Genomic DNA, 26,321 nt, shown 5'->3' with positions numbered 1-26,321 from the left:
TCCCTACCGCTTGCCCGCGCCTGACACGACGGAAGCATACGGCGGCCGCGGAGGCCGCCGGTCGGCGATGCCGTCGAAACCGCGCAGGAAGAGGGCGGTCCGGTCAGGGACAGCGCGGCGATCGAGACATCGCGTACGGCGGTCAGGACGCGTCCGCTCGCCATGCTGAGGCGGGCGATCCGGACGGCCTGGCGGGCGATGGACGTCGTACGGGGCAGTCGGGCGGCGGTGTACGCGGCGAGGTCGTCGGCATGGTGGGCCAGGACGACCGCCTCCTCGATCGCCTGGTGGACTGGACGAAGTGCGGGCAGGGCTGCGGGAGTTGCTCGACGGCAGGGTGGGTGCGTGAACCCGGCCGACGGAATCCTGGGTGCGCGCGCCGGGCCGTTCGGGCGACGATGCCCGTATGACGACGACGCAACGCAGTGAACCGTCCGAGACCGCCGACGAACGCACCATGCTGGAGGGCTGGCTCGACTACCACCGGGAGACCCTGGCCCTGAAGTGCGAGAGGCTGACCGACGCCCAGCTCAGAACCGCCTCGGTGGAGCCGTCCACGCTGTCCCTCATGGGGCTGGTGCGGCATCTGGCGGAGTGCGAGCGGGGCTGGTTCCGCAAGGTGCTGATGGCCGACGATCCCGGGCCGATCTACTACAGCGACGAGGACCCGGACGGCGAGTTCCGGCTCAGCGAGGCCGACACCTGGGAGGAGGCCCACACCACCTGGCGGGCCGAGATCGAGATCGCCCGGCGCAATGCCGCCGCCTTCGGCCTGGACGACCTCTCCAAGGGGCGCAGCAGGTTCAGCGGCAAGCAGTTCAACCTGCGCTGGATCTACACCCACATGATCGAGGAGTACGCCCGGCACAACGGCCACGCCGACCTGATCCGCGAGCGCATCGACGGCGCGACCGGCGACTGAGGGCCGGTCGGCCCCCTCGTCAGCCAGGGCGGGGCCGCGCCCTCCGTACGGGGCCGGAGATCACCCGTGCGGGGCAACCTCCGCTTGTGCGCCGCCCCAAACCCGGCGTGAACCAGCAGAGTTGCGCAGGTGCATCGAACGACGACCACCGCAACGCTCCTGGTGACCGTGGCTGTCTCGGCCCTCTCCGGCTGTGTGACGGTCCAGCGTCCAGTCGCCCCCGGCCCACCGGCGGCGCCGTCCCTCCCGGCGGCGCCCCGTCCGGACGGCGAGGCCGAGCCGCAGATCGTGCAGGCACCGGCGCGGGAGGCCCTGGCGCTCATCGGCCCGTCCCGCGAGGCGAAACCCGACGCGCCCGCCACTCACCGGGCGGCCCCGCCGTCCGCCGCCCGGCAGCCGGCGCCGGGGCAGCAGGCCCCGCGCACGCACCCCGAGCACCCGGCCCATCCCGAGGCCCGACACCCCCAGCACCCGCAGCACCCCCGCGTCGAGATCCCCGACGTGGCGACGGCCGTGCCGAAGAACCCGGATGTGTGCGGCCTCGGCAAGCAGTACGGCGGGTGGCGGAAGGACAGCCCGGAGGCGCGGATCTGCGAGCAGACGTACGGCCGTTAGGGCCTGTCCGGCGGATCAAGTCGCAGGAAAGCCGCGGCGCCTCATCGACGCCGGTGAGCGGGGGCTGGCGCGTCGGAATGCAAGGCGGAGGAGGGCGGCGACGCGGAGCGTCGGCAACCGACGACAACGCCGCAGGCCGGCGTGCCAGCCCCCGCGTCTGCGGCATGATCCGCCGGACAGGCCCTAGCCCGGCCGGCACTCAAGTCCGCGAGCGTGGCTCATGGGCGTACGGCTGTCAGCCCGGCCGGCGCCCGAGTCCCCGGGCGGGCGTCACGGGCGCTGTCTCGGCGGTGCCCATCCGCCCTCGCCGGACGGTCCGCCCTCCCCCAGCCGCAGCTCCAGCCGGCTGATCGCGGCCCGCACGCCGTCCCCGTAACTGTCGTCGGCGAGGGCGTCCGCCGCCCCGCGGGCCCGGTGGAGGTGGGTGCGGGCGGCGTCGGAGCGGTCGAGTTTCACATAGTCGGCGGCCAGATTGAGATGCAGCGAGGGATACAGGGCGCGCACGGCGAGGGTGCTCTCGTGCTCGGCAAGGCGGTCGTCGGTGAGTTCCTCAGCTGCCGTCAACGCCCTGAGATCCCAGGCCAGTTCGTCGCAGGGGTCGTCCTGGGCGTCGGCCATGTAGTGGGCGAGGGTGCAGCGGTGCAGCGGGTCGCCGTCCTCGCCGATCTCCGCCCACAGGTCCAGGAAGCGGTGCCGGGCCTCCTCGCGGTCCCCCGCGTGATGCAACATGACGACCTGCCCGATCCGTGTCATCACGGCATCCGGCGCCGCCTGCTCCTGTCGCTCCGCCACCGCGTCCTCCACACCGTCAGGCCGTCCTGGTCGCAGCCGACGCTAATCGGAGACACTGACAATCACGGCGAGGCGGGGCCGACCCGGCGGATCGGCCCCGGGACGGCTCAGGCCAGGTTCGGGATGGTCCAGTCGATCGGCTCATGGCCCTGGAGCGCGACCGCCTCGTTGATCTGCGTGAAGGGGCGGGAGCCGAAGAACTTCTTCGCGGACAGGGGCGAGGGGTGGGCGCCCTTGACCACGACATGCCGGGTCTCGTCGATCAGCGGGAGCTTCTTCTGGGCGTAGTTGCCCCAGAGCACGAAGACCGCCGGGTCGGGCCGGTCGGCCACCGCGCGGATGACCGCGTCGGTGAACTTCTCCCAGCCCTTGCCCTTGTGCGAGTTGGCCTCGCCGGAGCGGACGGTGAGCACCGCGTTGAGCAGCAGGACGCCCTGCTGGGCCCAGGGCAGCAGATAGCCGTTGTCAGGAACGGGCGTGCCCAGCTCCTCCTTCATCTCCTTGTAGATGTTCCGCAGGGAGGGCGGGGTCTTCACACCGGGACGGACCGAGAAGCACAGGCCATGCCCCTGCCCCTCGCCGTGGTACGGGTCCTGACCGAGGATCAGGACCTTCACCTGGTCGTAGGGCGTCGCGTCGAGGGCGGCGAAGACCTCCTCGCGCGGCGGAAAGACGGGACCCTTCGCCCGCTCCTCCTCGACGAACTCGGTCAGCTCCTTGAAATAGGGCTGCTGGAGCTCGTCGCCCAGGACCCCGCGCCAGGACTCGGGCAGCATGGCGATGTCGGTCACGTCAACGTCCTTATGTCGTGCGGTCACTTCAGTGCTCAGAACCTACAGGCGACCACTGACAACGGACCGCACACCCCGAAAGCCCCCACTCACCAGCTCGTCTTGCGGTAGAGCTCGCCCATCATCATGATCGTCGACGGGTCCAGGGCCGTCTCGCCACCGGAGATGTCGTCGTTCGCGGCGACGTACTGCCGGCCCTGCCACAGCGGCAGCAGCCGGGCGTCGTCGGTGATGATCTGCTGGGCCTCCTCGAAGTCCTTGACCACGTTGGCGCGGTCGCTCTGGCGGCGCGAGCGCGGCAGCAGGGTGCCGGTGATCTCGGGCTGCGGGTAGGGCGTGCCGAGGGCGTTCTGGTCGCCGACGAAGGGGGAGATGAAGTTGTCGGCGTCCGGGAAGTCGGGGAACCAGCCGCGCCCGAACACCGGGTACTCACCGTTCTGGTAGCCGGTGACATAGGTCTTCCAGGGACGGCTCTTGAGCGTGATCTCGAAAAGGCCGGAGTCCTCCAGCTGGGCCTTCAGCTCCTCGAACTCGGCCTTGGTCGCGGAGCCGTAGCGGTCCGTGGTGTACCAGAGGGTGAGCGGGACGGTCTGGGTGATCCCGGCGTCCTGGAGGATCTTCTTGGCCTTGGCGACGCTGGGGTTTCCGTAGTCGTCGAAGAAGCCCGTGGTGTGGCCGGTGAGGCCCTTGGGGACCATGGAGTACAGCGGCTCGACGGTGTCCTTGTAGACCTTGTGCGCGATCGCCCCGCGGTCGACGATCTGGGCGATGGCCTTGCGGACGGCGAGCTTGCCCGCCCAGGGGTCCTTGGGGTTGAACACCAGGTAGCTGATCTCGGTGCCGGAGCCGTCGAAGAGCTGGAAGTCGGAGTCGTTCTGCTCCTTGTCCAGGGTCACGATGTCGTCGGCGCCCAGTCCGCGGAAGGCGACGTCGAGGGAGCCGTCCTTCAGGCCCTGCACCATGGGCGCGGACTCCTTGAAGTAGCGGATGGTCACCGCGTCGTTCTTGCGCTTGGCGTAGCCGTCGTAGTCGCCGTTCTTGACGAGTTCGGCCTTGTCGTCGCTGTACGCCTTGAGGGTGTACGGGCCCGAGCCGACGATGGTGTCGCCCTTGCGCAGCGAGCCGGCCGGGTACTCGTCGGGGTCGACGATCGACATGGCGGGGGTGGCGAGGACGAACGGGAAGGTGGCGTCGGGCTTGTTGAGGTGGAAGACGATCTCGCGGTCGCCGAGCGCCTGGACCCGGTCGAGGCTGCCGAGCAGACCGGCGGGGCCACCGTTGACGTTGATCTTGCCGATCCGGTCGATGGAGTGCTTGACGGCCTTGGCGTCGAGCGTGTCACCGTCGGAGAACTTCAGTCCCGCGCGCAGCGTGCAGCTGTAGGTGCGGTTCGACGAGTCGGTGAACTTGCAGCTCTCGGCGGCGTCCGGCTGCGGCGTGGTGGCGCCGGAGGGATAGCTGAGGAGCGTCTGGTAGATGTTGCGGAACAGCTCCCAGGAGCTGTCCCAGGACGCGGCGGGGTCCAGGGTGCTGGGGGCACTGGTGGTACCGACGATGATCGGACCCTGCTCGTCGGAGGAGTCCGACGACAGGACGCCACACCCGGCCACCAGCGACGATATGGAGGCGAAGGCCGCCATCCGTCGTATGCCTCGGTTCCGGTTGAACACGCGCACGCTCCTCGATCTGCCATGCCAAGGGTTGGCAGACCATACCGCAGCCCCGGGCGACCCGAACCGGGTCCTCCGGCTGGTTCTCGAGCGTTGAGACCGCGGCGGCGCTGTCAGGAGTCTGTGCGGTTGTTGTACGTCCCCGTGTGCGGTGTTTGTACGTCGACACGGACGGCCGGTCTGTACGTCGACCCGGGCGCCGCTTCTGTCGAGCGGCGCCCGGGTCGGTCGTACGAGAGGGTCAGCCGACGCCGGCGTTGAGGAAGATGCCGCCGTCGACGACGAGCGTCTGGCCGGTGACCCAGGCGGACTGCTCGGAGGTGAGGAACTCCGCGGCGCCGCCGATGTCGGAGGGCACACCGAGCCGGGCCAGCGGGTAGGAGGCCGCGGCCTCCTCCTCGCGGCCCTCGTACAGGGCCTGGGCGAACTTGGTCTTCACGACGGCCGGGGCGATCGCGTTGACCCGCACCTTGGGCGCGAACTCGTGGGCGAGCTGCTGGGTCAGGTTGATCATCGCGGCCTTGCTGACGCCGTAGGCGGCGATGAAGGGCGAGGGCGCGATGCCCGCGACGGAGGCGATGTTGACGATCGCGCCGCCGTTCTCCTTCTGCCAGGCGTGCCAGGTCTTCTGCGCGAAGCCGAGGGCCGAGATCACGTTGGTCTCGAACACCTTGCGGGCCACGTTCAGGTCGAGGTCGGCGATCGGGCCGAACACCGGGTTGGTACCGGCGTTGTTGACCAGGAAGTCGACGCGGCCGAAGGCCTCCATGGCGCGCTCGACGGCGACGGCCTGGTGGGCCTCGTCGTGGGCCTTGCCGGCGACGCCGATGACACGGTCGGCACCGAGCTGCTCGACGGCCTCCTTGAGGGCGTCCTCGTTGCGGCCGGTGATGACGACCCGGTCACCGCGGGCGACGAGCGCCTCGGCGACGCCGTAGCCGATGCCGCGGCTGGCGCCCGTGACGAGGGCGACCTTGCCGGAGAGTTCGGGGAGTTCCACCGAAGTCATGTTCCTGTTCCCCTAGTCGAGCGGTCCGCCGGCCACGTACAGCACCTGGCCGGAGACGAAGCCGGCGGCTTCGTTCGTGAAGAAGGCGATGGCGTTGGCGATGTCCTCGGGCTCGCCGACCCGGGCCACCGGGATCTGGGTGGCGGCGGCGGCCTTGAACTCCTCGAAGCCCATGCCGACGCGGGCGGCGGTGGCCGCGGTCATGTCGGTGGCGATGAAGCCGGGGGCGACGGCGTTGGCGGTGATGCCGAACTTGCCGAGCTCGATGGCGAGGGTCTTGGTGAAGCCCTGGAGACCGGCCTTGGCGGCGGAGTAGTTGGCCTGGCCGCGGTTGCCGAGCGCGGAGGACGAGGACAGGTTGACCACGCGGCCGAAGCCGGCGTCGACCATGTGCTTCTGGACGTACTTCGTCATCAGGAAGGAGCCGCGCAGGTGCACGTTCAGGACGGTGTCCCAGTCCGAGGCGCTCATCTTGAACAGCAGGTTGTCGCGGAGCACGCCCGCGTTGTTGACGAGGATCGTCGGGGCGCCCAGCTCCGCGACGACGCGCGCTACGGCCGCCTCGACCTGGGCCTCGTCGGAGACGTCCGCGCCGACCGCGATCGCCTTGCCGCCGGCCGCGGTGATCTTCTCGACGGTGTCCTTGCAGGCGGCCTCGTCGAGGTCGATCACGGCGACCGCGCGGCCCTCGGCGGCCAGTCGTACGGCGGTGGCCGCGCCGATGCCGCGCGCGGCACCGGTGACGATCGCTACCCGCTGCTCAGTGGTGGACATTGCTGCTTCTCCTCGCCCTTGAAGAATGTGCGGCCCGATCGGTGAGCGACCGCTTAGTACCTTCAGCAGACGTGACGCTAGAAGCCCTGGCACCCGGTGTCAACGCCGCACGCCCCGGGTGTGATCCATTACCTGACCAGGAGGTCCAGCAGACGCTCGGTCTCGGCCGCCGGATCCAGGGTGAGCCCGGTATGCACGGGGCCCGGCTGGACGACGGTGGAGCGGGGTGCGATCAGCCAGCGGAAGCGCCGCCCGGCGTCGTCGGCAGCGGCCTGACCGGCCGCGTCACCACCGCCGCAGACCCGTTCCACGGCGGCCAGCGCCGCCCTGACCCCGGCCACGTCGGCCTCCGGGTGCAGGGCCCGCAGCCGGGCCTCGTCGAGGTGGGTGCGGGCACCGACGTACCCCTTCGCCCGGCAGTACACGAGCACCCCGGCGTTGATGCACTCGCCGCGCTCCACGCGCGGCACGACGCGCAGCAGGGCGTACTCGTAGACGTCCCGGTCGTTGCCCTCGCCGCCCTTGATGATGTGGCGTTCGACGACGCTGCCGGCCATGTGGATGTGGCGCTCGCTCATGCGATCCCCTGGATGCGGTCGTGGATGACGGCGGCCCGGGCCAGCAGGGGCCGGGTGTAGGCCCGGCGCAGCTCGTCCGGGGTGTCGAAGCCGGGTTCGTCGGCCAGCCAGGCGTCCGGGATCTCGGCGGTGACCTCGGCGAGGAGTTCCTCGGTGACCCGCGGTGCCAGCTCCGCGGCGGCGGCCGCGAGGTCGGGGGCGAACCGGGCGAGGGCATGGTCGCCGGCGTCGTACGGACGAGCCGCGGAGGCCTCGGCGCCGGGCCAGTTGTGGTGCCAGATCATGGTGGCGCCGTGGTCGATCAGCCACAGCTCGCCGTGCCACATCAGCAGGTTGGGGTTGCGCCAGGAGCGGTCGACGTTGTTGATCAGGGCGTCGAACCAGACGATCCGCCCGGCCTCGGCCGCGTCCACCTCGAAGGCGAGCGGGTCGAAGCCGATCGCGCCGGAGAGGAAGTCCATCCCGAGGTTGGTGCCGCCGCTGCCCCGCAGCAGGTCCTGCACCTGCTGCTCGGGCTCGCCGAGTCCGAGGACCGGGTCCAGGTCGAGCGTCACGAGCCGCGGCACCCGGAACCCGAGCCGACGGGCGAGCTCACCGCACAGGACCTCGGCGACCAGCGTCTTGCGGCCCTGTCCCGCGCCGGTGAACTTCATGACGTACGTCCCGAGGTCGTCGGCCTCGACGAGTCCCGGCAGCGAGCCGCCCTCACGCAGGGGCGTGATGAAACGGGTCGCGATGGCTTCCTTGAGCATCGCCCCAGGTTACTGGGGCTCCGCTGAACAACCCGCACTCCGGGCCCGTACCTCAGGGCAGTTCACGAGGTATCCGCGGAAGGGACGTCAGCATGGCCAGCGAATCGCTTCATCCCGCTTCGGCACCGAGCCGCCGTACGGTCGTGGCGGCGGTGGGGGCGGCAGGGCTCGCCATCACGCTCAACGCGTGCGGCTCGGACGACGAGGGGTCGACCGCCGCGGCCGGGACCGTGCTCGGCAAGACCGCGGACATCCCGGAGGGCGGCGGCAAGATCTTCGCGGACGCGGGGGTCGTGGTGACCCAGCCGACGGCGGGCACGTACAAGGCGTTCTCGTCCAAGTGCACGCATCAGGGCTGTGCGGTGACGGGGATCGCCGACGGGGTGATCACCTGCCCGTGCCACAAGAGCGAGTTCTCGGTGACCGACGGCAGCGTGAAGAAGGGGCCCGCCACCCAGCCGCTGCCGGAGGAGAAGATCACCGTGAGCGGGGACTCGATCACTCTCGCGTGAGGGTCAGGCCCGCTTTCGCCGGCCGAGACAGGCCAGCAGGTCGGCCGTCGTGGTGAGCGTGGCGACCAGCGCGAGGGTGTGGCGGATCATCGCGGGGGTGTAGTCGGAGGGCACCCCCGCGATGGCGTCCGTGGGCACCACGGCCGTGTAGCCGCGGTTGACCGCGTCGAACACGGCGTTGGGGATCGCGATGTTGGCGGAGACGCCGGTGACGACGAGGGTGCGGCAGCCCAGGTTGCGCAACAGCGGGTCGACGTCGGTGCCCTGGATCGGCGACAGCCCGTGCAGCCGTCGTACGACGAAATCCTCCTCGGACACCTCGATCGGGGCCGCGACCCGGACCGCGCTGGTGCCGGACAGCTGCTGGACGGGGAGCCGTTCGGCGGCGCGGAAGAGGCGGGCGTTGCGGTTGGCGCCGCGGCCGTCGGGGCGGCGTTCGGCGATGGCGTGGACGACCTGGACACCGCTGTCGTGGGCGGCCGCGACCAGCCGGGCCACGTTGGCGAGGACGCCCGACGACCGCGCCTCCTTGGCGAGTTCGGGAAGTGCGCTGTCCGGGCCGACGACACCTTGCTGACACTCGACGGTGAGCAGCACGGTGGTCGCCGGGTCGAGGAGTGCGCTCAACTGCTCGCGCGACGGCATGTTTTCCCCCTTGTCGCCGACGGTGTGGAGCGGGCGAGCGTAGCCACCATTGCGTGTTGAAGGAAGAGACCGCATTGTCTTCTGACAGACGTCTTCTGACGGGCTGTCAGAAACTGAGCCAGGAGAGAGGGGGGCGCATGACCGCCACTCAGCGCCGGGGCCGGAAGATCATGATGACACCGGGCGAGCTGGACGAGTTCCTCGCAGGACAGCGCACCTGCCGGGTCGCCACCGTGTCGAAGGACGGCGCTCCGCATGTGAGCACCTTGTGGTTCGCCTGGGACGGCACCTCGTTGTGGCTGTACTCGGTGGTGAAGAGCAAGCGCTGGACCGATCTGCGCCGCGATCCACGGGTCGCGATCGTGGTCGACACCGGTGAGGAGTACGACGAACTGCGCGGCGTCGAGCTGTCGGGGGCCGTGGAGTTCGTCGGCGAGGCGCCCCGGGTCGGGGATCTGTACGCCGAACTCGACGTCCCCGAGACGCTGTTCGCGCGCAAGAACTTCGGCCTCGACGAGATGCCGCACGACGGGCGGCACGCGTGGATGCGGCTGACCCCGGACAAGATCGTGTCGTGGGACTTCCGCAAGCTGCCCTCTCTGTAGGGCGGTTCAGCCGAGGTCGGCCGCCGCCGCCCTGAGCGCCTCGACCGCCGCCCTGATCGACGGGCGGCGGTCGGCGTCCGTGCGCCAGACGACGTACACATGGCGCCGGACCCGTTGCTTGAGCGGGACGGTCACGACCCCTTCGGGCATCGGGTGGCGGCCCAGCAGCGGGGCGATACAGACACCCAACCCGGCGGCCACCAGGCCGAGTTGGGTGTGCGTCTCGGCCGCGCGGTGGCCGACGATGGGCTCGATGCCCTTGGCGCGCAGGGTGAACATCAGCCACTCGTGACAGAACTCGCCCTGCCCCCAGGTGATCCACTCGTCCCCCGCGAACTCGGCGAGGTCCACCTCCTCGCGGTCGGCGAGCCGATGCCCGACCGGCATCGCCACGTCGGCCGGGTCGTCCAGGACGGAGGCCTTGACCAGGCCGTCGGGAAGCGGCATCGGCTTGTTGTACCAGTCGAGGACCACGGCCAGGTCCAGGTCGCCGCGGACCACGCCGGCGATGCCGAGTTCCGGTTCCAGCTCGCACGAGCGGACCCGCAGCGCGGGGTGGGCGGCGACGAGCGCGGAGAGGGCGGCCGGGAACAGCCCGCGCGCGGCCGTGGGGAACGCGGAGAGCCGCAACTCGCCGACGACCTGCCCGCGTTGGGCCTCCAGGTCGGACTGGGCGAGTTCGACCTGCGAGAGGATACGGGCCGCGTGCTCGGCGAGCAGCCGGCCGGCGTCCGTGAGCCGCACCCCTCTGCCGTTCTTGGCGAGGAGCTGCTGGCCGACCTCGCGCTCCAGTTTGGACATCTGCTGGGAGACCGCGGACGTCGTGATGTGCAGCCCCTCGGCGGCGCCGCTCACCGAGCCGTGCCGGGCGAGGGCGTCGAGGGTGCGCAGTCGCTCCAGGTTCAACATGTAAGTGATGCTACGAGATATCGCGTCGAATATCTCGCTTGTGCTACGAGGTTTTCGGCGTCATGGTTGCTCTCATGACCACCGCCGCCCGCACCCGGACCCGAACGCTCGACTGGCGCCCGCGCTTCGCCGCCCTGGCTCTGATCTGGGGTTTCAGCTTCCTGCTCATCAAGGTGGGCACGGACGGGTACGCCCCCTTCCAGGTCACCTTCGGGCGGTTGCTGTTCGGGACGCTGGTGCTGGCGGCGGCGATGGCGGTGAAGCGTGAGCGGCTGCCCCGCGGCGCCCGCACCTGGGGCCATTTGACGATGGCAGCTCTCCTCCTGAACGCCCTGCCGTTCTCGCTCTTCGCGTACGCGGAACTGACGATCCCGTCCACGCTCGCGGGGATCTGCAACGCGACCTCACCGCTGTGGGGCATGGCGCTGTCCGTGGTCGCGCTGTCCGAGGACCGGCCGACGCGGGTCCGGGTCGCCGGGCTGGGGATCGGGTTCCTCGGGGTCCTGACGGTGCTGGGCGCCTGGCAGGGCTTCCACGGCCTGGACGCCAAGGGCACGGCGATGGCACTGCTCGCCTCTCTGAGCTACCCGATCGGCTGGATCTACGTCCGCCGCACCCTCGCCGGGACGGGACACTCCCACCTCTCCATGACCGGGGCCCAACTGCTGCTGGCGACGCTCCAACTGGCCGTCGTCACACCGCTGTTCACCTCGCTCCCGACGCACTTCGCGGGCGTCCCCCTGCTGGCGATCGCCACGCTGGGCGCGCTGGGCACCGGGCTGGCCGTGCTCATCCAGTACGGCCTGGTCGCCGAGGTCGGACCCACGACCGCCCAGATGGTCACGTACTTCATCCCCGTCATCGCCACCGCGGCGGGCGTCGCGATCCTCGGGGAGTCGCTGAGCTGGTCCACCCCGGTGGGAGCGGCGATCGTCCTGGCGGGAGCGGCGCTGACCCAGGCCCGAAAGGCCCAGCCGACGGACCACACCACCCCCACCCCGAACCAGGCCAACCACACGGCCCACACCCCCACCCCGGTCACCCCTGCGACCCCCACCCCGGCCCCGGCGAACCGCCCTGCCTACACCCCAGCCGCGACCCCGGCCAACCGCAATGCCCACACCCCGACCCCGACAAACCACACCACCCCGACCCCGGGCCCAACCAGCTAACACAGGACCAGAAAACCCAGCCGACAGACCACACCACCCCCACCCGAACCAGGCCAACCACACGGCCCGCACCCCGAGCCCGGTCGCCCCTGCGACCCCCACCCCAGCCCCGGCGAACCGCCCTGCCTACACCCCGGCCGCAGCCCCGGCCACCACACTGCCCACCACCCGGGGCCGACCAACCGAACCACCCCACCCCAGGCCCGACCGACCGAACCGCCCCACGCGAGGCCCGACCAACCCCCCTGCCCGTACCTTCGACCCCACCGACCAGGCAGGCCGCGCCCCGGCCCCGGTCGACGGTGCGACGGACACCGCCCGCACCCGAGCAGCCCGCCACGAACACCCTCACCCAGGCCGATAACGCCACCTACACCCTCACCCCCGGCCGATTCCGTACCGCGTACCGTCACCCCAACCGATCTCGCCCCACACACCCTCGCCCCAGCCGACGACGCCACCCACACCCCACCCCAACCAGCGCCGTCACACATACCCCCGCCCCGGCCCAGGCCCCACCGCCGCCGCGATCGCCTCGGCCAGAGGTGCCGTCTCCGGCTCGGTCAGCGTGGCGATCGTGACGCGGATGCCGGGGGCGGCGTCCAGGCGGAAGCGGGCGCCCGGTGCCACCGCCCAGCCGGCGTGGAGGAGGCGGGCCACCGCGCCCGTCTCGTCGGGGACCGGGATCCAGACGTTGAGGCCGCTGCGGCCGTGCGCGGGAACACCGCGCCGCGCCAGTTCCGCGATCAGGGCGTCCCGGCGGGCCGCGTAGGCCGCCGCCACCGTCTTCGGATCGACCGCGCCCTCGGCCCACAGCCGTGCCACCGCCCGCTGGGTGATCCTGCTGACCCAGCCCGGGCCGAGACTCTGCCGGCCGCGCACCCGGTCGACCGTGACGGGGTCACCCGTGAAGACTGCGAGCCGCAGGTCGGGGCCGTAGGCCTTGGCGGCCGAGCGGACGAAGGCCCAGCTACGGGTGGCGCCGGCCAGGGCGTGCAGGGGCAGGTCGACGATGCCGTGGCCGTGGTCGTCCTCGATGAGCAGGGTGTCCGGGTGTTCCCTCAGCACGGCACGCAGGGCACGCGCGCGTGCGGCGGTCACGGCGGCGCCGGTCGGGTTCTGCGCCCGGTCGGTGACGATCAGGGCGCGCGCCCCCGACCGCAGGGCCGCGCGGACGTCGTCCGGGAGCGGCCCCTCGTCGTCCACACCGACAGGAGCCGTACGCAGTCCTACGGCCGGGATCAGATCCAGCAGGCTGCCCCACCCCGGGTCCTCGACGGCGACCGTGTCACCCGGTTTGAGGTGGGCCGCGAGGACGCGCTCGATCACGTCGAGCGAGCCCGAGGCGACCTCCAGGGGCCCGTCGGGTACACCGTCGGCGTCCAGCGCGGCCCGCGCGCGGCGTGCCAACTCCGGCTCCACCGCCGCCTCCCCGTACATCACCGGCTCCCGGTCGTTCCGCTCGGCCGCCGCCGCGAACACGCCCGCCAGGCTCGGCAGCAGCTCCCGGTCCGGGTTGCCGCTCGCCACGTCCCGGACGCCCGCCGGCACCTCCACCCGGATCGACTCGCGCCCGGTCGTGGCCGGCTTGGGCCGCACCCGGCTGCCCCGGCGCCCCGAGGTCTCGATCACCCCGCGCTCGCGCAGGATGCGGTACGCCGCCGCGACCGTGTTCGGGTTCACACCCAGCTCGCCCGCCAACTCCCGCATGGGCGGCAGCAGTTGGCCCGGCTCCAGCTCACCGGCACCTACCGCGCGCTCGACGCTCGCCGCGATCTCGGCTGCGCCACGTCCTTCGATCCGGTATTCTCCTAGCACAAAGCAGATTATGCACTAGTGCAAACAGCCTCGCAACTCGCCGCACCTTTCGTTACGGAGACCGCCATGCAGGGGACCACGCAGCCGACGACACCACCACCGACCGCCGCCTACCCGGCGACCGACCGCACGGTGCCCACCCGCTCCGCGGACCGTGCCGCGTACGACAAGGACGTCGTGCACGCGATACTCGACGAGGCCTACGTCTGCCACCTCGGCTTCGTCCGCGACGGCGCGCCGGTCGTGCTGCCGACCCTGTACGCCCGGGTCGGCGAGCGCCTCTATGTGCATGGCTCCACCGGCTCGCGCCCGCTGCGGATGACTGGCCAGGCCGACCCCGGTCTGCCGGTGTGTCTGACGGTCACGCACGTCGACGCCCTGATTCTGGCCCGCTCGGCCTTCCACCACTCGATCAACTACCGGTCCGTGGTGGTGCACGGCACGGCGTACGACGTGACGGACCCGGAGGAGAAGCGCCTCGCCCTGGACGCGCTCGTCGACCACGTCGTGGCGGGCCGCTCCAAGGACTCGCGGCCGGCCAACAAGAAGGAGCTGGCCGCCACCGCCGTCATCCGCCTCGACCTCGACGAGGTCTCGGCCAAGATGCGCACCGGCGGCGTCAACGACGAGCCCGAGGACTTCGCCCTCCCCCACTGGGCCGGAGTCGTCCCCCTGCGCAAGGGCTACGACACCCCGATCGGCGACCCCGACCTGGCCCCCGACACCGAGTTGCCCGACTACCTGACGACCCTGTGATGCTGATCCACCCGTGGGACGCCCCTCGCGCCGACACCGAGTGGCAACAGTGGCTCTCCGCCCACGACTTCGGGCACCTCGCCGTCAACGGCCAGGACGGTGAACCGCCGTACGTCCAGCCGCTGCACTTCACCTACGACGCCGAGCGCGGCGAGGTGCTCACGCACCTGGCCCGCCCCCACCCGATGTGGGCGGCGCTGTTGTCGAACCCCGACGTCGTACTGAGCGTGGTCGACGACTACGTGTACGTCCCCGGCCCCTGGCAGGCCGGTCCGGAGATCCCGTCCGAGCACGGCACGCCGACCAGTTTCTACGCGGCCGTCCAACTCCGGTGCCGGGCCCATGTGGTGGACGACCCCGCCGAGAAGGCGGCACTGCTCAACCGCCAGGTCGGGCACTTCCAACCGGAGGGCGGTACGGCGGAAGTCGCGGTGGGCGAGGTGCCGTTCGACCGGCTGCTGTCCGGTCTGCGCGGCGTCCGGCTCGAAGTCACGGGCGTACGCGCGAAGTTCAAGTTCGGCGGCAGACGGACCGAGGAGGTCCAGGACTCGATCGCCGAACATCTGGCGGAGCGGTCCGGGCCGCGGGACGCGGCGGCGTGCGAGCACATCCGGCGCCGCCGCGTCTCCTGACGCGACTACACCGGTACGGGCTCGCCGCGCCGCCCCGCACGGGTCTCCGCCATCGCGAGACCCGTGACCGACCCCAGCATCAGCAGGGTGCCGAGAAGGGTCGGCGCCGTCAGCCGCTCGCCGAACAGGACCACGGCCAGCACGGCCGCGCCGACCGGCTCCAGGAGCATGATCACGGACACGGTCGCCGACCGTACGGCCGCGGCGCCCGCGAAGTAGAGGGTGTAGGCGAGGGCCGTCGGCACGGTGGCGAGGTAGGCCAGCAGCCAGAGCAGCAGGGCGGGGCGGGCGGTGTGCGGGACCAGGCCCTCGGCCAGTGCGAACGGCAGCAGCAGCGCGCTGGTGACGGCGAACACCCCGACGGACGTACCGGCCGCGTCCGCCTCGCCGTCCCGGCCCCAGCGCCGGGTGAGCAGGGTCATCGCGCAGCCCCCGGCCGCCGACCCCAGCCCGAGCAGCACGCCCCAGGGGCGTACCGCGGAACCGTCGTCCCAGAGCGTCAGCACCCCGAGCCCGGCGAGTGCCCCGGCGACGGCCGTCACGCCACCGCGCCCGAGCCGCTCCCCCAGGGTCAGCCGGGCGCCGACGGCGACGAAGACGGGCCCCGCGCCCAGCGAGACGACCGTGGCCACGGCGAGCCCGGTGACCTGGACAGCGGCGAAGTAGCCGGTCTGGAACACGGCGAGCCCGAGGCCGGTGACCGCCGCCCGCAGCGCCTTGCGGCCGAGCGGCTGGCGCGGTGCGGTGCGGGCCCGGGGGCGCAGCAGCCGTACGGCGGCCAGCAGGACGAGCCCGGACGCGCAGCGCCAGAAGGACAGGGCGACGGGCCCCAGATCACTGACGCCGTAGGCCAGCGTGGCGACCGCGCCCGCGGTGCCCCAGGCGACCCCGGCGACGATCAGACAGAGCAGGCCTCGCCCGATGGGCAGGCCGGAAACAGCATTCGACATGTGTCGTCTCCGCAGACTTGGAGAAGTGCGGACCCCGACCGAGCGGGATCCATGGACTTCGTCCGCGGGCAGCACCGTTCCACCCGGCACGGGGCCGGGCATGGCTTCGGCAGGGCCCGCCTAGGGCCTGTCCGGCGGATCAAGTCGCAGGAAAGCCGCGGCGCCTCATCGACGCCGGTGAGCGGGGGCTGGCGCGTCGGAATGCAAGGCGGAGGAGGGCGGCGACGCGATGGGGGCCCCTCCCGCTCGAGCGAAGCCGAGAGTGGGGGAGTCGGCAACCGACGACAACGCCGCAGGCCGGCGTGCCAGCCCCCGCGTCTGCGGCATGAGCCGCCGGACAGGTCCTAGACGGCGGGCGGCGCGATGACGCGGTGCGTATGCATGATCGGCAGACTAGGCAGCTGCCGAGCGATCCGACAACTCCCTTTCCGGGCCGCCGCTCGCCACCGGTTCCGGGGAGCCCTTCGCGGGGGCCGAGGACTGGGCGACGAAGGCGCCGGCCAGGACGACCGCGCCGCCGATGATCTGCGGGGCGGAGAGGTGCTCGCCGAGCAGGATCCAGGCGAGGACGGTCGCGATGACCGCTTCCAGGCAGGCGACGACTCCGGCGACCTGGGGCGAGAGGCGGCGTACGGAGACCACGCCGGTGATGTACGCGAGCACGGTCGCGATCAGGACGATCCAGGACAGCAGCAGGGCGGAGGCGACCGAGGTGCCGTTCATGTCGGCGGTGCCAGCGAGCACGGACCAGTCCATGGTCCAGGGGCGGGCCACGGCGGTGAGCACGAGGGCTCCGACGAGGAGGCCGTACGCGATGACCCCCAGCGGGTCGGGGGCGTCGGCGCCGGAGTCGCTGCCCTGGTCGGACAGGACGAAGTAGCCGACCTGGCAGCAGGCCGCGCCGAGCGCGAGGAGCAGACCCACCGCGTCGAAGCTCAGCCCCGACCAGACCTCGACCACGCATGCCAGCCCGCCGACCGCGAGGACCACACCGAGCGCGGCGGCCCGGGTGACCGGCCGGCGCTGCACGAACCGCACCCAGCCGAGGACGAGGGCGGGCGCGAGGTATTCGACGAGCAGCGCGACACCGACCGGGATCCGGGAGATGGAGGCGAAGTAGAAGGCCTGGACCCCGGCCACGCCGAGCAGTCCGAACCCGGCGAGCAGCGCGGGGCGACGACGCAGCAGGGCCCGGTGGCGCACGGCGAGCGGCAGCATCACGAGGGCCGCGCCGGCCACCCGCAGCCACACCACGTGAAGCGGGTCGAGCCCCGCCTCGATCAGCGGCTTGGCCGCGACACCGGATCCTCCGAAGGCGACCGCCGACGCGAGGGCGAGGCCGAGCCCGACACCCCGTCCGTGGTTGCCGCCACTGCTGTCAATCGTCTGCACCGGCACATGATGACAGGCGATGACATGAGCGTCACCCCCGATGACACCTGTCTCAGCGGCTGGACGCCGTACGGCTGTCCGGCAGGTCGCCGTCCCATGGACGCGTGTCGACCCGGGCGAGCACCTCGCCCGCGTCGATCCCGGCGCGGGTCAGCACCTCGACGGCGCGCGCCTCGGGGTCGGCGACGACGGCCGCGAGCAGGTCGATGCCGCTCGCCCGGTCTGCGCCACGGTCGGCGGCGCGCTCCTCGGCGTACTCCATCGCGCCCGCGGCCAGCGGCGAGAAGCCCTCCGTCTGGGTCACCACGGGCACCGCGCCGGAGTCCTCGACGCTGCCCTGCCAGCGCAGCCCGTAGCCGATGCTGCGCTGCACGAGATAGGCGAGCAGCCGGGCGAGCCGCGGTCCGCCCTCGAAGACGGCCCGTACCTCGGCGTCGTACTCCAGGAGGGAGTGCAGAAGATGGGCCGTGTCGATCTGCCGGTCCCCGTCGCGGAGCGCCCGCCGGCGCGCGCCGGAGACCACCGCTGCCAGCTCCTCGCCGAGCCGGGCATCGTGGTCCGCGCGATGACCTCCCGGCTCGCTCACCGACTGCCGGGGAATACGGGGTTGCACATCCCCTACCCCATCAGTCCCGCCGCAGCGGGGCATCCCCGGCGGGAACCATCTTCGCGTCCGGCGGAGAGTGGACCCGCACGGCCGAAATCTCGTTCTTACGGATGAGATCTGGCCGTATCCCCACGACGGGCGCGCGCCGCCTTGATTCCCGCGCGTACGCAACCACCCGTACCGGCTCGCTCGTCTCACAGGTACATGGAGAGCAGCTGTTGGCTGGTGGCTCTGCCGGCCGTCGACGGGATGCAGTACGTGTACCGGGTGTACGCCCCGGAGGACGCGCTGCTCGCCGACCTGTTCTGGGACGCCTGGCACTGCCACGACGAGAGCACGTTCCCGCGGGCGTGGGACGTGTTCGACGCGGCGGTGATACGCCTGGTGGCCTGACCGGCCGCCGGCTCGGCCCGTCTCCACATTTCCTGACGGTTCATCAGCATTGAATGTTCGCGGCCCTGCGGCTACGTTCCGCGACACCGTAGCCGGAGACGAAGGGGTGGTCGCATGGCCGAAGTCAGCGCGGAGGCACGGATCGAGGCGCCGGCCGAGAAGGTGTGGAGCCGGCTCACGGACTGGTCGTCGTACGGCGAGTGGAACGCCACCCACACCAGCTTCCCCGAGGGCGGCCCGAAGAGCCTCGAAGTGGGCGGGACCTACCAGGAGAACATGAAGCTGATGGGCTTCCCGGCCGAGGTCGAGTGGACCATCGACGAGCTGGAGCCGGCCCGGGTGTTCGCCACCAGGGGCAAGGGCCCGATGGCGGTGAGCCTGGTCAACCGCTACACGCTCGTCCCCGACGGCGACGCGACCACGGTCCGCATCGACAGCGAGTTCACGGGCGCGGCGGTGTCCCTGATGGCGGGCAAGCTGAAGGACTCGGCGACGGCCGCGCTGAACGAATCGCTGCGGAAGCTGGCGGGTCTGGTGGCCTGACCGGGAGCGGACGCACACGAAGGCGCCCCGCGGATGTTCCGCGGGGCGCCTCTGCACGGCCGTACGGACCGTCAGTCCTCTTCGGCGAGGATCAGATACAGCTTCTTGCGGGCCTCGTTGATGACACCGACCGCCTTCTCGCGCTGCTCCTTGCTGCCGGTCTTCCAGACCTGCCCGAAGGCCTCCATCAGACCGAAGCCGGCCTGGCGGATCTCACCCAGCGCCTCGAAGTCCACACCACGGGAGGCTTCCTCCCAGGGCGCGTCGGGGCCCTCCTCGGCCGCGGTGCGGCCCGCCTCGGTGAGCGAGAACAGCTTCTTGCCGCCCTCGCTCTCGCTGGCGATCAGGCCCTCGTCCTCCAGCAGCTGAAGGGTGGGGTACACCGAGCCGGGACTGGGCTTCCACGCCCCGCCGCTGCGCTCGGCGATCTCCTGGATCATCTCGTACCCGTGCATCGGCCGGTCCCTGAGCAGGGCGAGGATCGACGCGCGTACGTCGCCGCGCCGCGCCCTCCCCCTCGGTCCGCCGCGCCCTCGTGGCCCCCAGGGGCCCGGACCGAAGCCCGGTCCGCCGAAGCCGGGGCCGCCGGGGCCACCCGGCCCGAAGGGCCCGAAGGCACCACGCCGACCGTCGGAACCGCCTCGGCCGCCGCGGGGGCCGGGTCCACCGTGTCCACGTTCGAATCCATGGGAACGCATCGCCATCACTCCATCCATCGTTGATCTGTCGCGATGCGTCAACGATATATCGGAACTGTTCGCATGGCAAGGCCCCTGGAGCCGACCCCCGCGTGCCGTGCTCCCGCTCAGTGCCCCCGGAACGCCTCCTCCAGCCACCAGGCCCCGTGCTCCCGCGTCACCTTGGCGTCCACCAGCAGCGGCGCCGAACGGGGCCCCGCCACCCAGTCCTCCACCGCCTTGAGGTCGGCGCGGCCGCGCACGGTCACCGCCTCGAAGCCATGGCCGCGGGCGACGGCCGCGAGGTCGGTGGGCGGGAAGGTGACCGTGTCGAGGGGGAAGCCGTCGGGCCCGAAGTGGTGGACCTCGGCGCCGTAGGCCTCGTCGTCGTAGACGATCACGACCATGGGCAGCCCGAGCCGTCGTACGGTGTCCAGCTCGGCCACTCCCATCAGCGCCCCGCCGTCCCCGAGCGCCGCCACCGGCAGGCGGTCCGGTCGGGCCAGGGCCGCGCCGATCGTCGTCGCGAGGCCCAGGCCGATCGACTGGAAGGCCTGGGTGAAACAGAATCCGTCCTCGTCGGGCACCGACAGATAGGCGCTCGGATAGCCCATGAAATTGCCGGAGTCGACGCCCACGACCCGCTCGGCCGGGAGGATGGCGTCGAGGGCGGCGCTCAGGGTGCACGGGTCGATACGGTCCCGGGTGCTCTCGTCGTCGTAGGGGATGTCCCGCCACCGACCGCGGGCGCGGAGGGCTTGCGCGATGTCCTCGGTGCGCCGGCCCTCGCGTCGTGCGCCGCCCGCGGCCAGCGCCTGTCGTGCCGTGCGGGCGACGTCGCCCGTGACGCCCAGGTGGATCTCGCGGTGCGCGCCGAGCGCGGAGGCGTCGTCGTCGACCTGGACGACGGTGGTGTCGGGCCCGATCAGCCGGCCGTGCCGCGTGGTCCACATGGTGAGGGCGCAGCCCCAGGCCACGATCAGGTCGGCGTCCTCGATCAGCTCGGCGGCCAGGGGCGTGGCGAAGCCTCCGGAGATGCCGAGCGACCAGGGGTCGCCGTGGAACAGGCCGTGGGCGACGGCGGAGGTGGCGAGCAGGGCGCCGTGGTGGTCGGCGAGCGCGGTCAGGGCCTCGCCGGCCGCCCTGGCGCCCCGGCCCGCCACGAACACCGGGCGGCGGGACCGGGCGAGGGCCGCGACCAGCGCCGCCACCTCGGCCGCGGCCGGTTCCACGGGGCTCCGCGCCGGGGGCGGTACGACGGCCAGGGCGCCCATGTCGGGGACGTCCAGGTCCTGCACGTCCAAGGGGAGGTTGAGGACGACGGTACGGCGCTCGTGCAGCACGCGTCGTACGGCGCCGCAGGCCTGCTCGACCGCCGACGCCGGGGACGTCACGCGTTCCGTGACCGCACCCACCGCCCGCGCCAACGCCTCCTGGTCGACGTGGAAGTTGGAGGTCGGCCGGGTGGCCTCGGCGGCCAGGACGAGCAGCGGGGTGCGGCTCTTCGCGGCCTCCGCGACACCCGTCAGGGCGTTGGTCAGGCCGGGCCCCTGATGGACGCTGAGGGCGGCGACCGTGCCGCTGACCCGGGCGTAGGCGTCGGCCATGGTGGCCGCTCCGCCCTCGTGGCGGGCGGCGACGAAGCGGGCACCGGCCGCGGTCATCGCGTTGGTGACATGGAAGTTGCCGGAGCCGACCACGCCGAACACCTGCCGCACACCAGCCCCGGTCAGGGCCCTGCCGACCGCCTCGGCGACCTTCATGAGCGCTCCACCAGGGCGATGACCCGGGCCGGCGAGCCCGAGCCGTGGACGATCGGCAGCGGACCCGCGACGACCACCGCGCCGGTGACGGGCAGCTCACCGAGGTTCTGGAGCTGCGTCAGCCCGTACTTGTCGTTGCCCATGAGGTACGAGTGGCAGGGGAAGACGGGGTCGAAGGAGTGTGCCCCGCCGGCGTCGGTGCCCACCGTCTCGGTGCCGAGGCCGATCACCGGGGACTCCTCGGCGACCCAGCGGGCGCACTCGGGCGACAGGCCCGGGGTGTGAGGACCGTTCTCGTCGGCGTTCAGGAACTCCCGCTGGGACTGGGACCGGGCGTCCCAGCCGGTGCGCAGCAGCAGCCAGCCCCCGTCGGGCAGCGGACCGTTCCCGGCCTCCCACGCCTTGATGTGGTCCACCTCGACCAGGAAGTCGGGATCCTCGGCCGCCTCGGCGGAGAAGTCCAGCACGACCGCGGGCGCGATCAGCCGGCTCACCGGCACCGAGGCCACGTCGCCGAGGTCCTTGCCGGTGACCCAGTGGTTGGGGGCGTCGAAGTGGGTGCCGGTGTGCTCGCCCGTGCGGAAGTTGTTCCAGTACCAGGCCGGGCCGCGGTCGTCGTACCGGCTGATCTCCTCCAGCTCGAACACCTGCGTCTGCCCGAACGGCTCGGGCAGCTGGATCACCGGGGTCTCCGAGGACAGCGGCGCCGTGAGATCGACGACCTCGATCGCACCGCCCCGCAGCCCGGCCAGCAGGGCTTGGAGAACGGACGGCTGGGACATGGCGGCCTCCTGGACTGTCGCGGATGGGTGACGCGTTGACGACGGTCGCACCGCCGGGGCGACGCGTCCAGACAGCACTCCGGGAGGGAGAACGGGAGGAATCCCGGGAAGGAAATGGGTCCAGTGGCCCCGAATTGGCCTTGGCCTGGTAGGCCACTCGCGCTTAGCGTCGAGCGCATGCGCATCCGAATCGTCGACGCCTTCACCGACCGCCCCTTCGCCGGCAACCCCGCCGGCGTGCTGCTCCTCGACTCCTTCCCGGACGACGAGCGGCTCCAGAACGTGGCCGTCGAGGTCAACCACGCCGAGACGGCCTTCGCCCACCCCCTTCCCGAGGGCGGCGACGCCGACTGGGCGCTGCGCTGGTTCACTCCGGCCGCCGAGGTGAACATGTGCGGCCATGCCACGCTGGCCACGGCGCACGTGCTGCGCACGACCGGCGCGCACGAGGGCCCGGTGCGGTTCGCCACGCGCAGCGGGGTGCTCATCGCGACACCGGGCGAGGACGGTTCGATCACCCTGGACTTCCCCACCGCGCCGCTCACCCGGACCGAGGTGCCGGCCGGGGTCGCGGAGGCGCTCGGCGCGGTGCCGCTCTCCGCGTTCGACACCGGCCCGAACGTCGGCGACCTGGTCCTCGAACTCGCCGACGAGAAGACCGTCCACGCCCTCGACCCCGACCACAAGGCCCTCGCCGCCTTCTCCGAGCGCGGCATCATCGCGACCGCCCGCGCCGAGGACCCGGCCCGGGGCTACGACTTCGTCTCCCGCTGCTTCTTCCCGAACTACGGCATCGACGAGGACCCGGTCACCGGCAGCGCGCACACCGCGCTGGCCCCCTTCTGGGCCGAGCGGCTGGGCCGCACCGAACTGACCGGCCTCCAGGCCTCCCCGCGCTCGGGCCGGGTCCGCACCGAACTCCGCGGCGACCGCACCCTCCTCACGGGCCGCGCGGTCACCACGATCGAGGGCGAACTGCTCGTCTGACGCCCCCGGCAGGGCCGGCGCCGGCTCACGCGGTCGGCAGCCAGCCCACCTTCCCGGCCAGCAGCGCGTACCCGACGAACGCCCCGATGTCGAGCAGCGAATGCGCCACCACCAGGGGACCCACCCGGCCCCATCGACGGTAGAGGTAGACGAACACCACGCCCATCGCCATGTTGCCGATGAACCCGCCGATGCCCTGGTAGAGGTGGTACGACCCGCGCAGTACGGAACTGGCCACCAGCGCGGTCCCCGGCGTCCAGCCCAACTGGCCGAGCCGGCGCAGCAGATAGCCGACGACGATGACCTCCTCGAGGATCGCGTTCTGCATCGCGGACAGCACCAGCACCGGGTACTTCCACCACACCTCGGGCAGCGCCTCGGGCACGACGGTGAGATTGAAGCCCAGGCCGCGTGCGGCCAGGTAGAAGGCGATTCCGGTACTGCCGATCACCGCGGCGATCCCCGCGCCCCGCGCCAGGTCGAACCACGGCTTGGTGCGGTCGAAGCCGAGGACGCGCAGGCTGCTCCCCTCCCGCAGCAGCAGATGCGCGACCAGGGCGACGGGCACGAGTGACGAGGCGATCCCGAAGAGCTGCCAGGCGAGATCGAGCCAGGGACGGCCGGGCGCGGCCGAGGCGTTGAGGGTGGCCGCCTGGTCCTTGAGGCCGCCTGGCTTGGTAACCGATCCGACAAAACTGATCAGTGCGGACACACCGCTCGCACCGAGCGAAAGCCCCAGAACGAGCAGGGTCTCGTCCCGGAGGATCCGTCGTGAGGGCCGCTCCGGCGGAAAAGAATCAGCCACCGCACCCGCCTCTGCCTGCACAACTGACTCCAATTCAGTAATCCCGTCTCATCCCCTTCGTGGCCCCGCTAGGGTCCTCGAAAGAACTTACGAAGATCGTGAGAACTTACGACGATCGTGCGCGACAGGCCGTTGGGGGACGGACACCGTACGGGGCGTTCCTCCCCCTTCGACCGCCATCCGGCCGGCGACCGGCAGCAGGTCCGACAGGGAGGGGCACCACCGTCATGGGACGTCACAGCTTGCCCGATCAGTATGGGGCGGGCGCCAGCGACCCCCGCCCACGCGCCCGGCGCCGCACGGTGGCCATCGCGACCGTACTCGTCCTGACCGTCGCCGGCGGCGCGGCGGCGGCCGTCCGCAGCGGACTGCTCTCCTTCGGCTCCTCCTGCCAGGACAACGCGGTACGACTGAAGGTCGCCGCCTCTCCCGACGTGGCCCGGGCCCTGCGCGCGGCGGCGGAGCGGGCCCGCGACCACAGCCTCACCTCCGACGGCCGCTGCGTGGACGTCACCGTCAGCGCCCAGGACTCCCACAAGGTCGCGGACACGCTGCTCGGGGGCCGCAAGACCGATGTGCAGATATGGGTGCCGGACTCGGAGATCTGGGTCGAGCGGGTCGGGGCGGACAGGGCGGCGACGGAGGTGACGCCGGTCGGCAACTTCGCGTCCTCGCCCGTGGGGGTGGCGATGGTGCCGCGGGCCGCGAAGTCGCTGGGCTGGCCGAAGAAGACGTACAGCTGGATCGAACTCGCCGGTGCCACCCTGCGGGACGACGGCCTCAGGCTCGGCGCGGCCGACCCCGCGCGCAGCGCGACCGGCCTGCTCGCGCTGACCCGGCTGAGCGCCGCCGCGGGCGCGATCGAGGGCGGCGACACCCAGGCGGCGGCCATGATGAAGACCCTGTCGCAGCGCACGTCCGACAGTGACACCCAGGTCCTGGACACCCTCCCGCGCGACGCCTCCGGCACCGAGCAGGGCAACCCGAAGCGCAACCAGGCGCTGGTGCTCAGCGAGCAGGCGGCGTTCGCGTACAACGCCTCCCCCGGGGGCGAGGGGCTCGACCTCTTCTATCCGAAGGACGGCTCACCGCGGCTCGACTTCCCCTACACCCTGGTCGACCAGGCAGTGCTGAGCACGGACGAGAGCCGGGCGGCGCTGCGGTTCGTGAACTATCTGCGCAAGCCCGAGCAGCAGAAGCTGTTCCACAAGTACGGCTTCCGCACCTCCGACGACGAGGTGGCGCAGTCGGTCGTCACGCGGGCGGGCGGCAGCAAGCCGCAGCCCTACGCGAAGCCCGCCGTACGGCCGGCCTCCAAGGCGGCGCTCGAGGAGGCGCTCGGCACCTGGACGATCACGGTGCAGAGCGCGCGGATCACCACGGTCGTGGACGCGTCCTCCTCGATGTCCGAGCCGGTCGCGGGCACGGCCCAGTCCCGCATGGACGTCACCAAGGCGTCCCTCCTCCAGGCCCTCGCCACGTTCACGCCGGACGACGAGATCGGCCTGTGGGACTTCTCCACCAAGCTGGACGGCGACAAGGACTACCGCGTCCTGGTGCCGACCGAGCGCCTCGGCTCGACTCAGGGCAACGGCACCCAGCGCGACCGCCTGACAGCGGCCTTCAGCGGCCTCACCCCCGTCCCGAACGGCGCGACCGGCCTCTACGACACCACCCTCGCCGCCTACAAAGCCGCCGTCGCCTCCTACGCCAAGGGCAAGTTCAACGCCCTGGTCGTCCTGACCGACGGGGTCAACCAGGACCCCGGCAGCATCGCCCGCGGCGCCCTCGTCAACCGCCTCCGCGGGCTCACCGAACCCGACCGCCCCGTCCCCCTCATCATGATCGCCGTAGGCCCCGACGCGGACCGCACGGAGGCCACCCAGATAGCCACCGCGACAGGCGGCTCCGGCCAGGAGGTCTCCGACCCGTCCCAGATCCACGAGGTAATCCTGAAGGCAATCGTGGCGGCGGGGGCGCAGGAGGGCGGCGGGGGGTGAGCGCGGAGGCAGGCACGAGGGCGGCGGGGCTGAACGCGGAGGGCAGCAACGAGGGCGGCGGGGCTCTACGCGGAGGGCAGCAGCGCGGGCCGGCTCGGACGACGGCCGGCGCGGGCTGAACGCGGAGCGCAGCGGCGGGGAGTGAGCGCGGAGGACAGCGGCGCGGGATGAGCGCGGAGGACAGCAGCGGGGGCCGACACGGACGACAACCGGCGCAGACTGAGCCCGGAGGACAGCGGCGCAGGCTGAGCGCGGAGGACAACAGCCGGGGCCGACACGGACGACAACCGGCGCAGACTGAGCCCGGAGGACAGCGGCGCAGGCTGAGCGCGGAGGACAACAGCCGGGGGAACGCGGACGGGAGGAGCGGGGCTGAGCGTGTAGGACAACAGCGGGGGCTGAACGCGGAGGACAGCAGTGAGAGGCGAGCGCGGAAGACAGCCCGCCCGGGCTGAGCGCGGACGGCAGCG

The 26,321-nt window shown here is 71.9% G+C and carries 28 protein-coding genes and 1 pseudogene; 11 read left to right on the top strand and 18 right to left on the bottom strand.

What is annotated here, in order from left to right:
- Nucleotides 1-3: 3 nt before the first annotated feature.
- Nucleotides 4-290, bottom strand: a pseudogene (locus OG885_RS37685) (monooxygenase); the annotation flags it as partial.
- Between the two features lie 116 nt (nucleotides 291-406).
- Here OG885_RS37685 and OG885_RS37680 point away from each other — a divergent pair.
- Together OG885_RS37680 and OG885_RS37675 are read left to right on the top strand one after the other, a co-directional pair.
- Nucleotides 407-922: a DinB family protein gene (locus OG885_RS37680; RefSeq protein WP_405739611.1), complete on the top strand. Its 516-nt coding sequence runs from the start codon at nucleotides 407-409 to the stop codon at nucleotides 920-922.
- Nucleotides 923-1,051: 129 nt separating this feature from the next.
- Nucleotides 1,052-1,537: a hypothetical protein gene (locus OG885_RS37675; protein WP_405739609.1), complete on the top strand. Its 486-nt coding sequence runs from the start codon at nucleotides 1,052-1,054 to the stop codon at nucleotides 1,535-1,537.
- A 270-nt stretch (nucleotides 1,538-1,807) separates the two neighbouring features.
- On the opposite strand, the gene OG885_RS37670 is transcribed toward OG885_RS37675, so the two are convergent.
- From OG885_RS37670 to OG885_RS37640, 7 genes are all read right to left on the bottom strand, one after another.
- Entirely contained in the window at nucleotides 1,808-2,329 is a 522-nt protein-coding gene (locus OG885_RS37670; protein WP_405739607.1) for a hypothetical protein, read from the bottom strand.
- Between the two features lie 107 nt (nucleotides 2,330-2,436).
- Nucleotides 2,437-3,120 carry a uracil-DNA glycosylase gene (locus OG885_RS37665; protein WP_405739604.1) on the bottom strand — a complete coding sequence of 228 codons (684 nt, stop codon included), beginning with the start codon at nucleotides 3,118-3,120 and terminating at the stop codon, nucleotides 2,437-2,439.
- Nucleotides 3,121-3,209: 89 nt separating this feature from the next.
- Entirely contained in the window at nucleotides 3,210-4,790 is a 1,581-nt protein-coding gene (locus OG885_RS37660) for an ABC transporter substrate-binding protein (RefSeq protein WP_405739602.1), read from the bottom strand.
- 241 nt (nucleotides 4,791-5,031) lie between these two features.
- Complete coding sequence (locus OG885_RS37655) at nucleotides 5,032-5,799, bottom strand: SDR family oxidoreductase (RefSeq protein WP_399960308.1); 768 nt, start codon at nucleotides 5,797-5,799, stop codon at nucleotides 5,032-5,034.
- A 12-nt stretch (nucleotides 5,800-5,811) separates the two neighbouring features.
- Nucleotides 5,812-6,573, bottom strand: coding sequence for a 3-oxoacyl-ACP reductase FabG (gene fabG, locus OG885_RS37650; protein ID WP_399960306.1), 762 nt, complete (start codon nucleotides 6,571-6,573; stop codon nucleotides 5,812-5,814).
- A gap of 128 nt (nucleotides 6,574-6,701) precedes the next feature.
- The gene (locus tag OG885_RS37645) at nucleotides 6,702-7,151 is read right to left on the bottom strand and encodes a DUF3037 domain-containing protein (RefSeq protein ID WP_405739598.1); all 450 of its coding nucleotides are present in this window, start codon (nucleotides 7,149-7,151) and stop codon (nucleotides 6,702-6,704) included.
- Nucleotides 7,148-7,903 (bottom strand): HipA family kinase, encoded by a 756-nt coding sequence (locus tag OG885_RS37640; RefSeq protein ID WP_405739595.1) that lies wholly within the window; start codon nucleotides 7,901-7,903, stop codon nucleotides 7,148-7,150. Before OG885_RS37640 ends, OG885_RS37645 begins: the two co-directional genes overlap by 4 nt.
- A 92-nt stretch (nucleotides 7,904-7,995) precedes the next feature.
- Here OG885_RS37640 and OG885_RS37635 point away from each other — a divergent pair, with 92 nt between their 5' ends.
- On the top strand, nucleotides 7,996-8,415 hold the full coding sequence (locus OG885_RS37635; RefSeq protein WP_405739592.1) for a Rieske (2Fe-2S) protein: 420 nt from the start codon (nucleotides 7,996-7,998) through the stop codon (nucleotides 8,413-8,415).
- A gap of 3 nt (nucleotides 8,416-8,418) precedes the next feature.
- Here OG885_RS37635 and OG885_RS37630 read toward each other — a convergent pair whose 3' ends face one another.
- Nucleotides 8,419-9,060 carry a cysteine hydrolase gene (locus tag OG885_RS37630; RefSeq protein WP_405739589.1) on the bottom strand — a complete coding sequence of 214 codons (642 nt, stop codon included), beginning with the start codon at nucleotides 9,058-9,060 and terminating at the stop codon, nucleotides 8,419-8,421.
- 137 nt (nucleotides 9,061-9,197) lie between these two features.
- On the opposite strand from OG885_RS37630, the gene OG885_RS37625 reads away from it, so the two are divergent.
- On the top strand, nucleotides 9,198-9,665 hold the full coding sequence (locus OG885_RS37625) for a pyridoxamine 5'-phosphate oxidase family protein (RefSeq protein WP_405739586.1): 468 nt from the start codon (nucleotides 9,198-9,200) through the stop codon (nucleotides 9,663-9,665).
- A gap of 6 nt (nucleotides 9,666-9,671) precedes the next feature.
- Here OG885_RS37625 and OG885_RS37620 read toward each other — a convergent pair whose 3' ends face one another.
- Entirely contained in the window at nucleotides 9,672-10,574 is a 903-nt protein-coding gene (locus OG885_RS37620; RefSeq protein WP_405739583.1) for a LysR family transcriptional regulator, read from the bottom strand.
- Nucleotides 10,575-10,636: 62 nt separating this feature from the next.
- Here OG885_RS37620 and OG885_RS37615 point away from each other — a divergent pair, with 62 nt between their 5' ends.
- Nucleotides 10,637-11,746, top strand: coding sequence for a DMT family transporter (locus tag OG885_RS37615; protein ID WP_405739580.1), 1,110 nt, complete (start codon nucleotides 10,637-10,639; stop codon nucleotides 11,744-11,746).
- Between the two features lie 486 nt (nucleotides 11,747-12,232).
- On the opposite strand, the gene OG885_RS37610 is transcribed toward OG885_RS37615, so the two are convergent.
- Nucleotides 12,233-13,564, bottom strand: a complete 1,332-nt coding sequence (locus OG885_RS37610) for an aminotransferase class I/II-fold pyridoxal phosphate-dependent enzyme (RefSeq protein WP_405739577.1) — start codon at nucleotides 13,562-13,564, stop codon at nucleotides 12,233-12,235.
- 66 nt (nucleotides 13,565-13,630) lie between these two features.
- Between OG885_RS37610 and OG885_RS37605 the strand changes: the two genes are divergently transcribed.
- Both OG885_RS37605 and OG885_RS37600 read left to right on the top strand, forming a co-directional pair.
- Nucleotides 13,631-14,320: a pyridoxamine 5'-phosphate oxidase family protein gene (locus OG885_RS37605; RefSeq protein ID WP_405739574.1), complete on the top strand. Its 690-nt coding sequence runs from the start codon at nucleotides 13,631-13,633 to the stop codon at nucleotides 14,318-14,320.
- Nucleotides 14,320-14,952: an FMN-binding negative transcriptional regulator gene (locus OG885_RS37600; RefSeq protein WP_405739572.1), complete on the top strand. Its 633-nt coding sequence runs from the start codon at nucleotides 14,320-14,322 to the stop codon at nucleotides 14,950-14,952. Before OG885_RS37605 ends, OG885_RS37600 begins: the two co-directional genes overlap by 1 nt.
- Nucleotides 14,953-14,957: 5 nt before the next feature.
- On the opposite strand, the gene OG885_RS37595 is transcribed toward OG885_RS37600, so the two are convergent.
- The 3 genes from OG885_RS37595 to OG885_RS37585 form a co-directional block, all read right to left on the bottom strand.
- Nucleotides 14,958-15,902, bottom strand: coding sequence for a DMT family transporter (locus OG885_RS37595; RefSeq protein ID WP_405739569.1), 945 nt, complete (start codon nucleotides 15,900-15,902; stop codon nucleotides 14,958-14,960).
- Nucleotides 15,903-16,295: 393 nt separating this feature from the next.
- On the bottom strand, nucleotides 16,296-17,300 hold the full coding sequence (locus OG885_RS37590; RefSeq protein WP_405739567.1) for an EamA family transporter: 1,005 nt from the start codon (nucleotides 17,298-17,300) through the stop codon (nucleotides 16,296-16,298).
- A gap of 46 nt (nucleotides 17,301-17,346) precedes the next feature.
- The gene (locus OG885_RS37585) at nucleotides 17,347-17,907 is read right to left on the bottom strand and encodes a Clp protease N-terminal domain-containing protein (RefSeq protein WP_405739564.1); all 561 of its coding nucleotides are present in this window, start codon (nucleotides 17,905-17,907) and stop codon (nucleotides 17,347-17,349) included.
- Between the two features lie 198 nt (nucleotides 17,908-18,105).
- Here OG885_RS37585 and OG885_RS37580 point away from each other — a divergent pair, with 198 nt between their 5' ends.
- Nucleotides 18,106-18,294, top strand: coding sequence for a hypothetical protein (locus tag OG885_RS37580; protein WP_399960283.1), 189 nt, complete (start codon nucleotides 18,106-18,108; stop codon nucleotides 18,292-18,294).
- A gap of 114 nt (nucleotides 18,295-18,408) precedes the next feature.
- Complete coding sequence (locus tag OG885_RS37575) at nucleotides 18,409-18,837, top strand: SRPBCC family protein (RefSeq protein ID WP_405739561.1); 429 nt, start codon at nucleotides 18,409-18,411, stop codon at nucleotides 18,835-18,837.
- 71 nt (nucleotides 18,838-18,908) lie between these two features.
- On the opposite strand, the gene OG885_RS37570 is transcribed toward OG885_RS37575, so the two are convergent.
- The 3 genes from OG885_RS37570 to OG885_RS37560 all read right to left on the bottom strand — a co-directional run bounded on the left by OG885_RS37570 (nucleotide 18,909) and on the right by OG885_RS37560 (nucleotide 22,059).
- On the bottom strand, nucleotides 18,909-19,535 hold the full coding sequence (locus OG885_RS37570) for a PadR family transcriptional regulator (RefSeq protein ID WP_405739559.1): 627 nt from the start codon (nucleotides 19,533-19,535) through the stop codon (nucleotides 18,909-18,911).
- Between the two features lie 107 nt (nucleotides 19,536-19,642).
- Complete coding sequence (locus OG885_RS37565; protein WP_405739556.1) at nucleotides 19,643-21,277, bottom strand: thiamine pyrophosphate-binding protein; 1,635 nt, start codon at nucleotides 21,275-21,277, stop codon at nucleotides 19,643-19,645.
- Nucleotides 21,274-22,059 carry a cyclase family protein gene (locus OG885_RS37560; protein WP_405739553.1) on the bottom strand — a complete coding sequence of 262 codons (786 nt, stop codon included), beginning with the start codon at nucleotides 22,057-22,059 and terminating at the stop codon, nucleotides 21,274-21,276. Before OG885_RS37560 ends, OG885_RS37565 begins: the two co-directional genes overlap by 4 nt.
- 177 nt (nucleotides 22,060-22,236) lie before the next feature.
- Between OG885_RS37560 and OG885_RS37555 the strand changes: the two genes are divergently transcribed.
- The gene (locus tag OG885_RS37555) at nucleotides 22,237-23,046 is read left to right on the top strand and encodes a PhzF family phenazine biosynthesis protein (RefSeq protein ID WP_405739550.1); all 810 of its coding nucleotides are present in this window, start codon (nucleotides 22,237-22,239) and stop codon (nucleotides 23,044-23,046) included.
- 25 nt (nucleotides 23,047-23,071) lie between these two features.
- Here the strand turns inward: OG885_RS37555 and OG885_RS37550 are convergent, their stop codons facing one another.
- Nucleotides 23,072-23,872 (bottom strand): CPBP family intramembrane glutamic endopeptidase, encoded by an 801-nt coding sequence (locus OG885_RS37550; RefSeq protein WP_405739547.1) that lies wholly within the window; start codon nucleotides 23,870-23,872, stop codon nucleotides 23,072-23,074.
- Nucleotides 23,873-24,078: 206 nt separating this feature from the next.
- Here OG885_RS37550 and OG885_RS37545 point away from each other — a divergent pair, with 206 nt between their 5' ends.
- Nucleotides 24,079-25,851 carry a substrate-binding and VWA domain-containing protein gene (locus OG885_RS37545; RefSeq protein WP_405739544.1) on the top strand — a complete coding sequence of 591 codons (1,773 nt, stop codon included), beginning with the start codon at nucleotides 24,079-24,081 and terminating at the stop codon, nucleotides 25,849-25,851.
- Nucleotides 25,852-26,321: the final 470 nt, after the last annotated feature.

This window comes from Streptomyces sp. NBC_00028 (assembly GCF_045041065.1).
Taxonomy (GTDB): Bacteria; Actinomycetota; Actinomycetes; order Streptomycetales; family Streptomycetaceae; genus Streptomyces.
This window is presented reverse-complemented; position numbering and strand designations above follow the sequence as displayed.

Coding starts and splice junctions, on each gene's coding strand:
- OG885_RS37680 (WP_405739611.1), top strand. CDS start 407: ATGACGACGACGCAACGCAGTGAACCGTCCGAGACCGCCGACGAACGC.
- OG885_RS37655 (WP_399960308.1), bottom strand. CDS start 5,799: ATGACTTCGGTGGAACTCCCCGAACTCTCCGGCAAGGTCGCCCTCGTC.
- fabG (WP_399960306.1), bottom strand. CDS start 6,573: ATGTCCACCACTGAGCAGCGGGTAGCGATCGTCACCGGTGCCGCGCGC.
- OG885_RS37645 (WP_405739598.1), bottom strand. CDS start 7,151: ATGAGCGAGCGCCACATCCACATGGCCGGCAGCGTCGTCGAACGCCAC.
- OG885_RS37640 (WP_405739595.1), bottom strand. CDS start 7,903: ATGCTCAAGGAAGCCATCGCGACCCGTTTCATCACGCCCCTGCGTGAG.
- OG885_RS37635 (WP_405739592.1), top strand. CDS start 7,996: ATGGCCAGCGAATCGCTTCATCCCGCTTCGGCACCGAGCCGCCGTACG.
- OG885_RS37630 (WP_405739589.1), bottom strand. CDS start 9,060: ATGCCGTCGCGCGAGCAGTTGAGCGCACTCCTCGACCCGGCGACCACC.
- OG885_RS37625 (WP_405739586.1), top strand. CDS start 9,198: ATGACCGCCACTCAGCGCCGGGGCCGGAAGATCATGATGACACCGGGC.
- OG885_RS37620 (WP_405739583.1), bottom strand. CDS start 10,574: ATGTTGAACCTGGAGCGACTGCGCACCCTCGACGCCCTCGCCCGGCAC.
- OG885_RS37615 (WP_405739580.1), top strand. CDS start 10,637: ATGGTTGCTCTCATGACCACCGCCGCCCGCACCCGGACCCGAACGCTC.
- OG885_RS37605 (WP_405739574.1), top strand. CDS start 13,631: ATGCAGGGGACCACGCAGCCGACGACACCACCACCGACCGCCGCCTAC.
- OG885_RS37600 (WP_405739572.1), top strand. CDS start 14,320: ATGCTGATCCACCCGTGGGACGCCCCTCGCGCCGACACCGAGTGGCAA.
- OG885_RS37595 (WP_405739569.1), bottom strand. CDS start 15,902: ATGTCGAATGCTGTTTCCGGCCTGCCCATCGGGCGAGGCCTGCTCTGT.
- OG885_RS37580 (WP_399960283.1), top strand. CDS start 18,106: ATGGAGAGCAGCTGTTGGCTGGTGGCTCTGCCGGCCGTCGACGGGATG.
- OG885_RS37575 (WP_405739561.1), top strand. CDS start 18,409: ATGGCCGAAGTCAGCGCGGAGGCACGGATCGAGGCGCCGGCCGAGAAG.
- OG885_RS37570 (WP_405739559.1), bottom strand. CDS start 19,535: ATGCGTTCCCATGGATTCGAACGTGGACACGGTGGACCCGGCCCCCGC.
- OG885_RS37565 (WP_405739556.1), bottom strand. CDS start 21,277: ATGAAGGTCGCCGAGGCGGTCGGCAGGGCCCTGACCGGGGCTGGTGTG.
- OG885_RS37560 (WP_405739553.1), bottom strand. CDS start 22,059: ATGTCCCAGCCGTCCGTTCTCCAAGCCCTGCTGGCCGGGCTGCGGGGC.
- OG885_RS37555 (WP_405739550.1), top strand. CDS start 22,237: ATGCGCATCCGAATCGTCGACGCCTTCACCGACCGCCCCTTCGCCGGC.
- OG885_RS37545 (WP_405739544.1), top strand. CDS start 24,079: ATGGGACGTCACAGCTTGCCCGATCAGTATGGGGCGGGCGCCAGCGAC.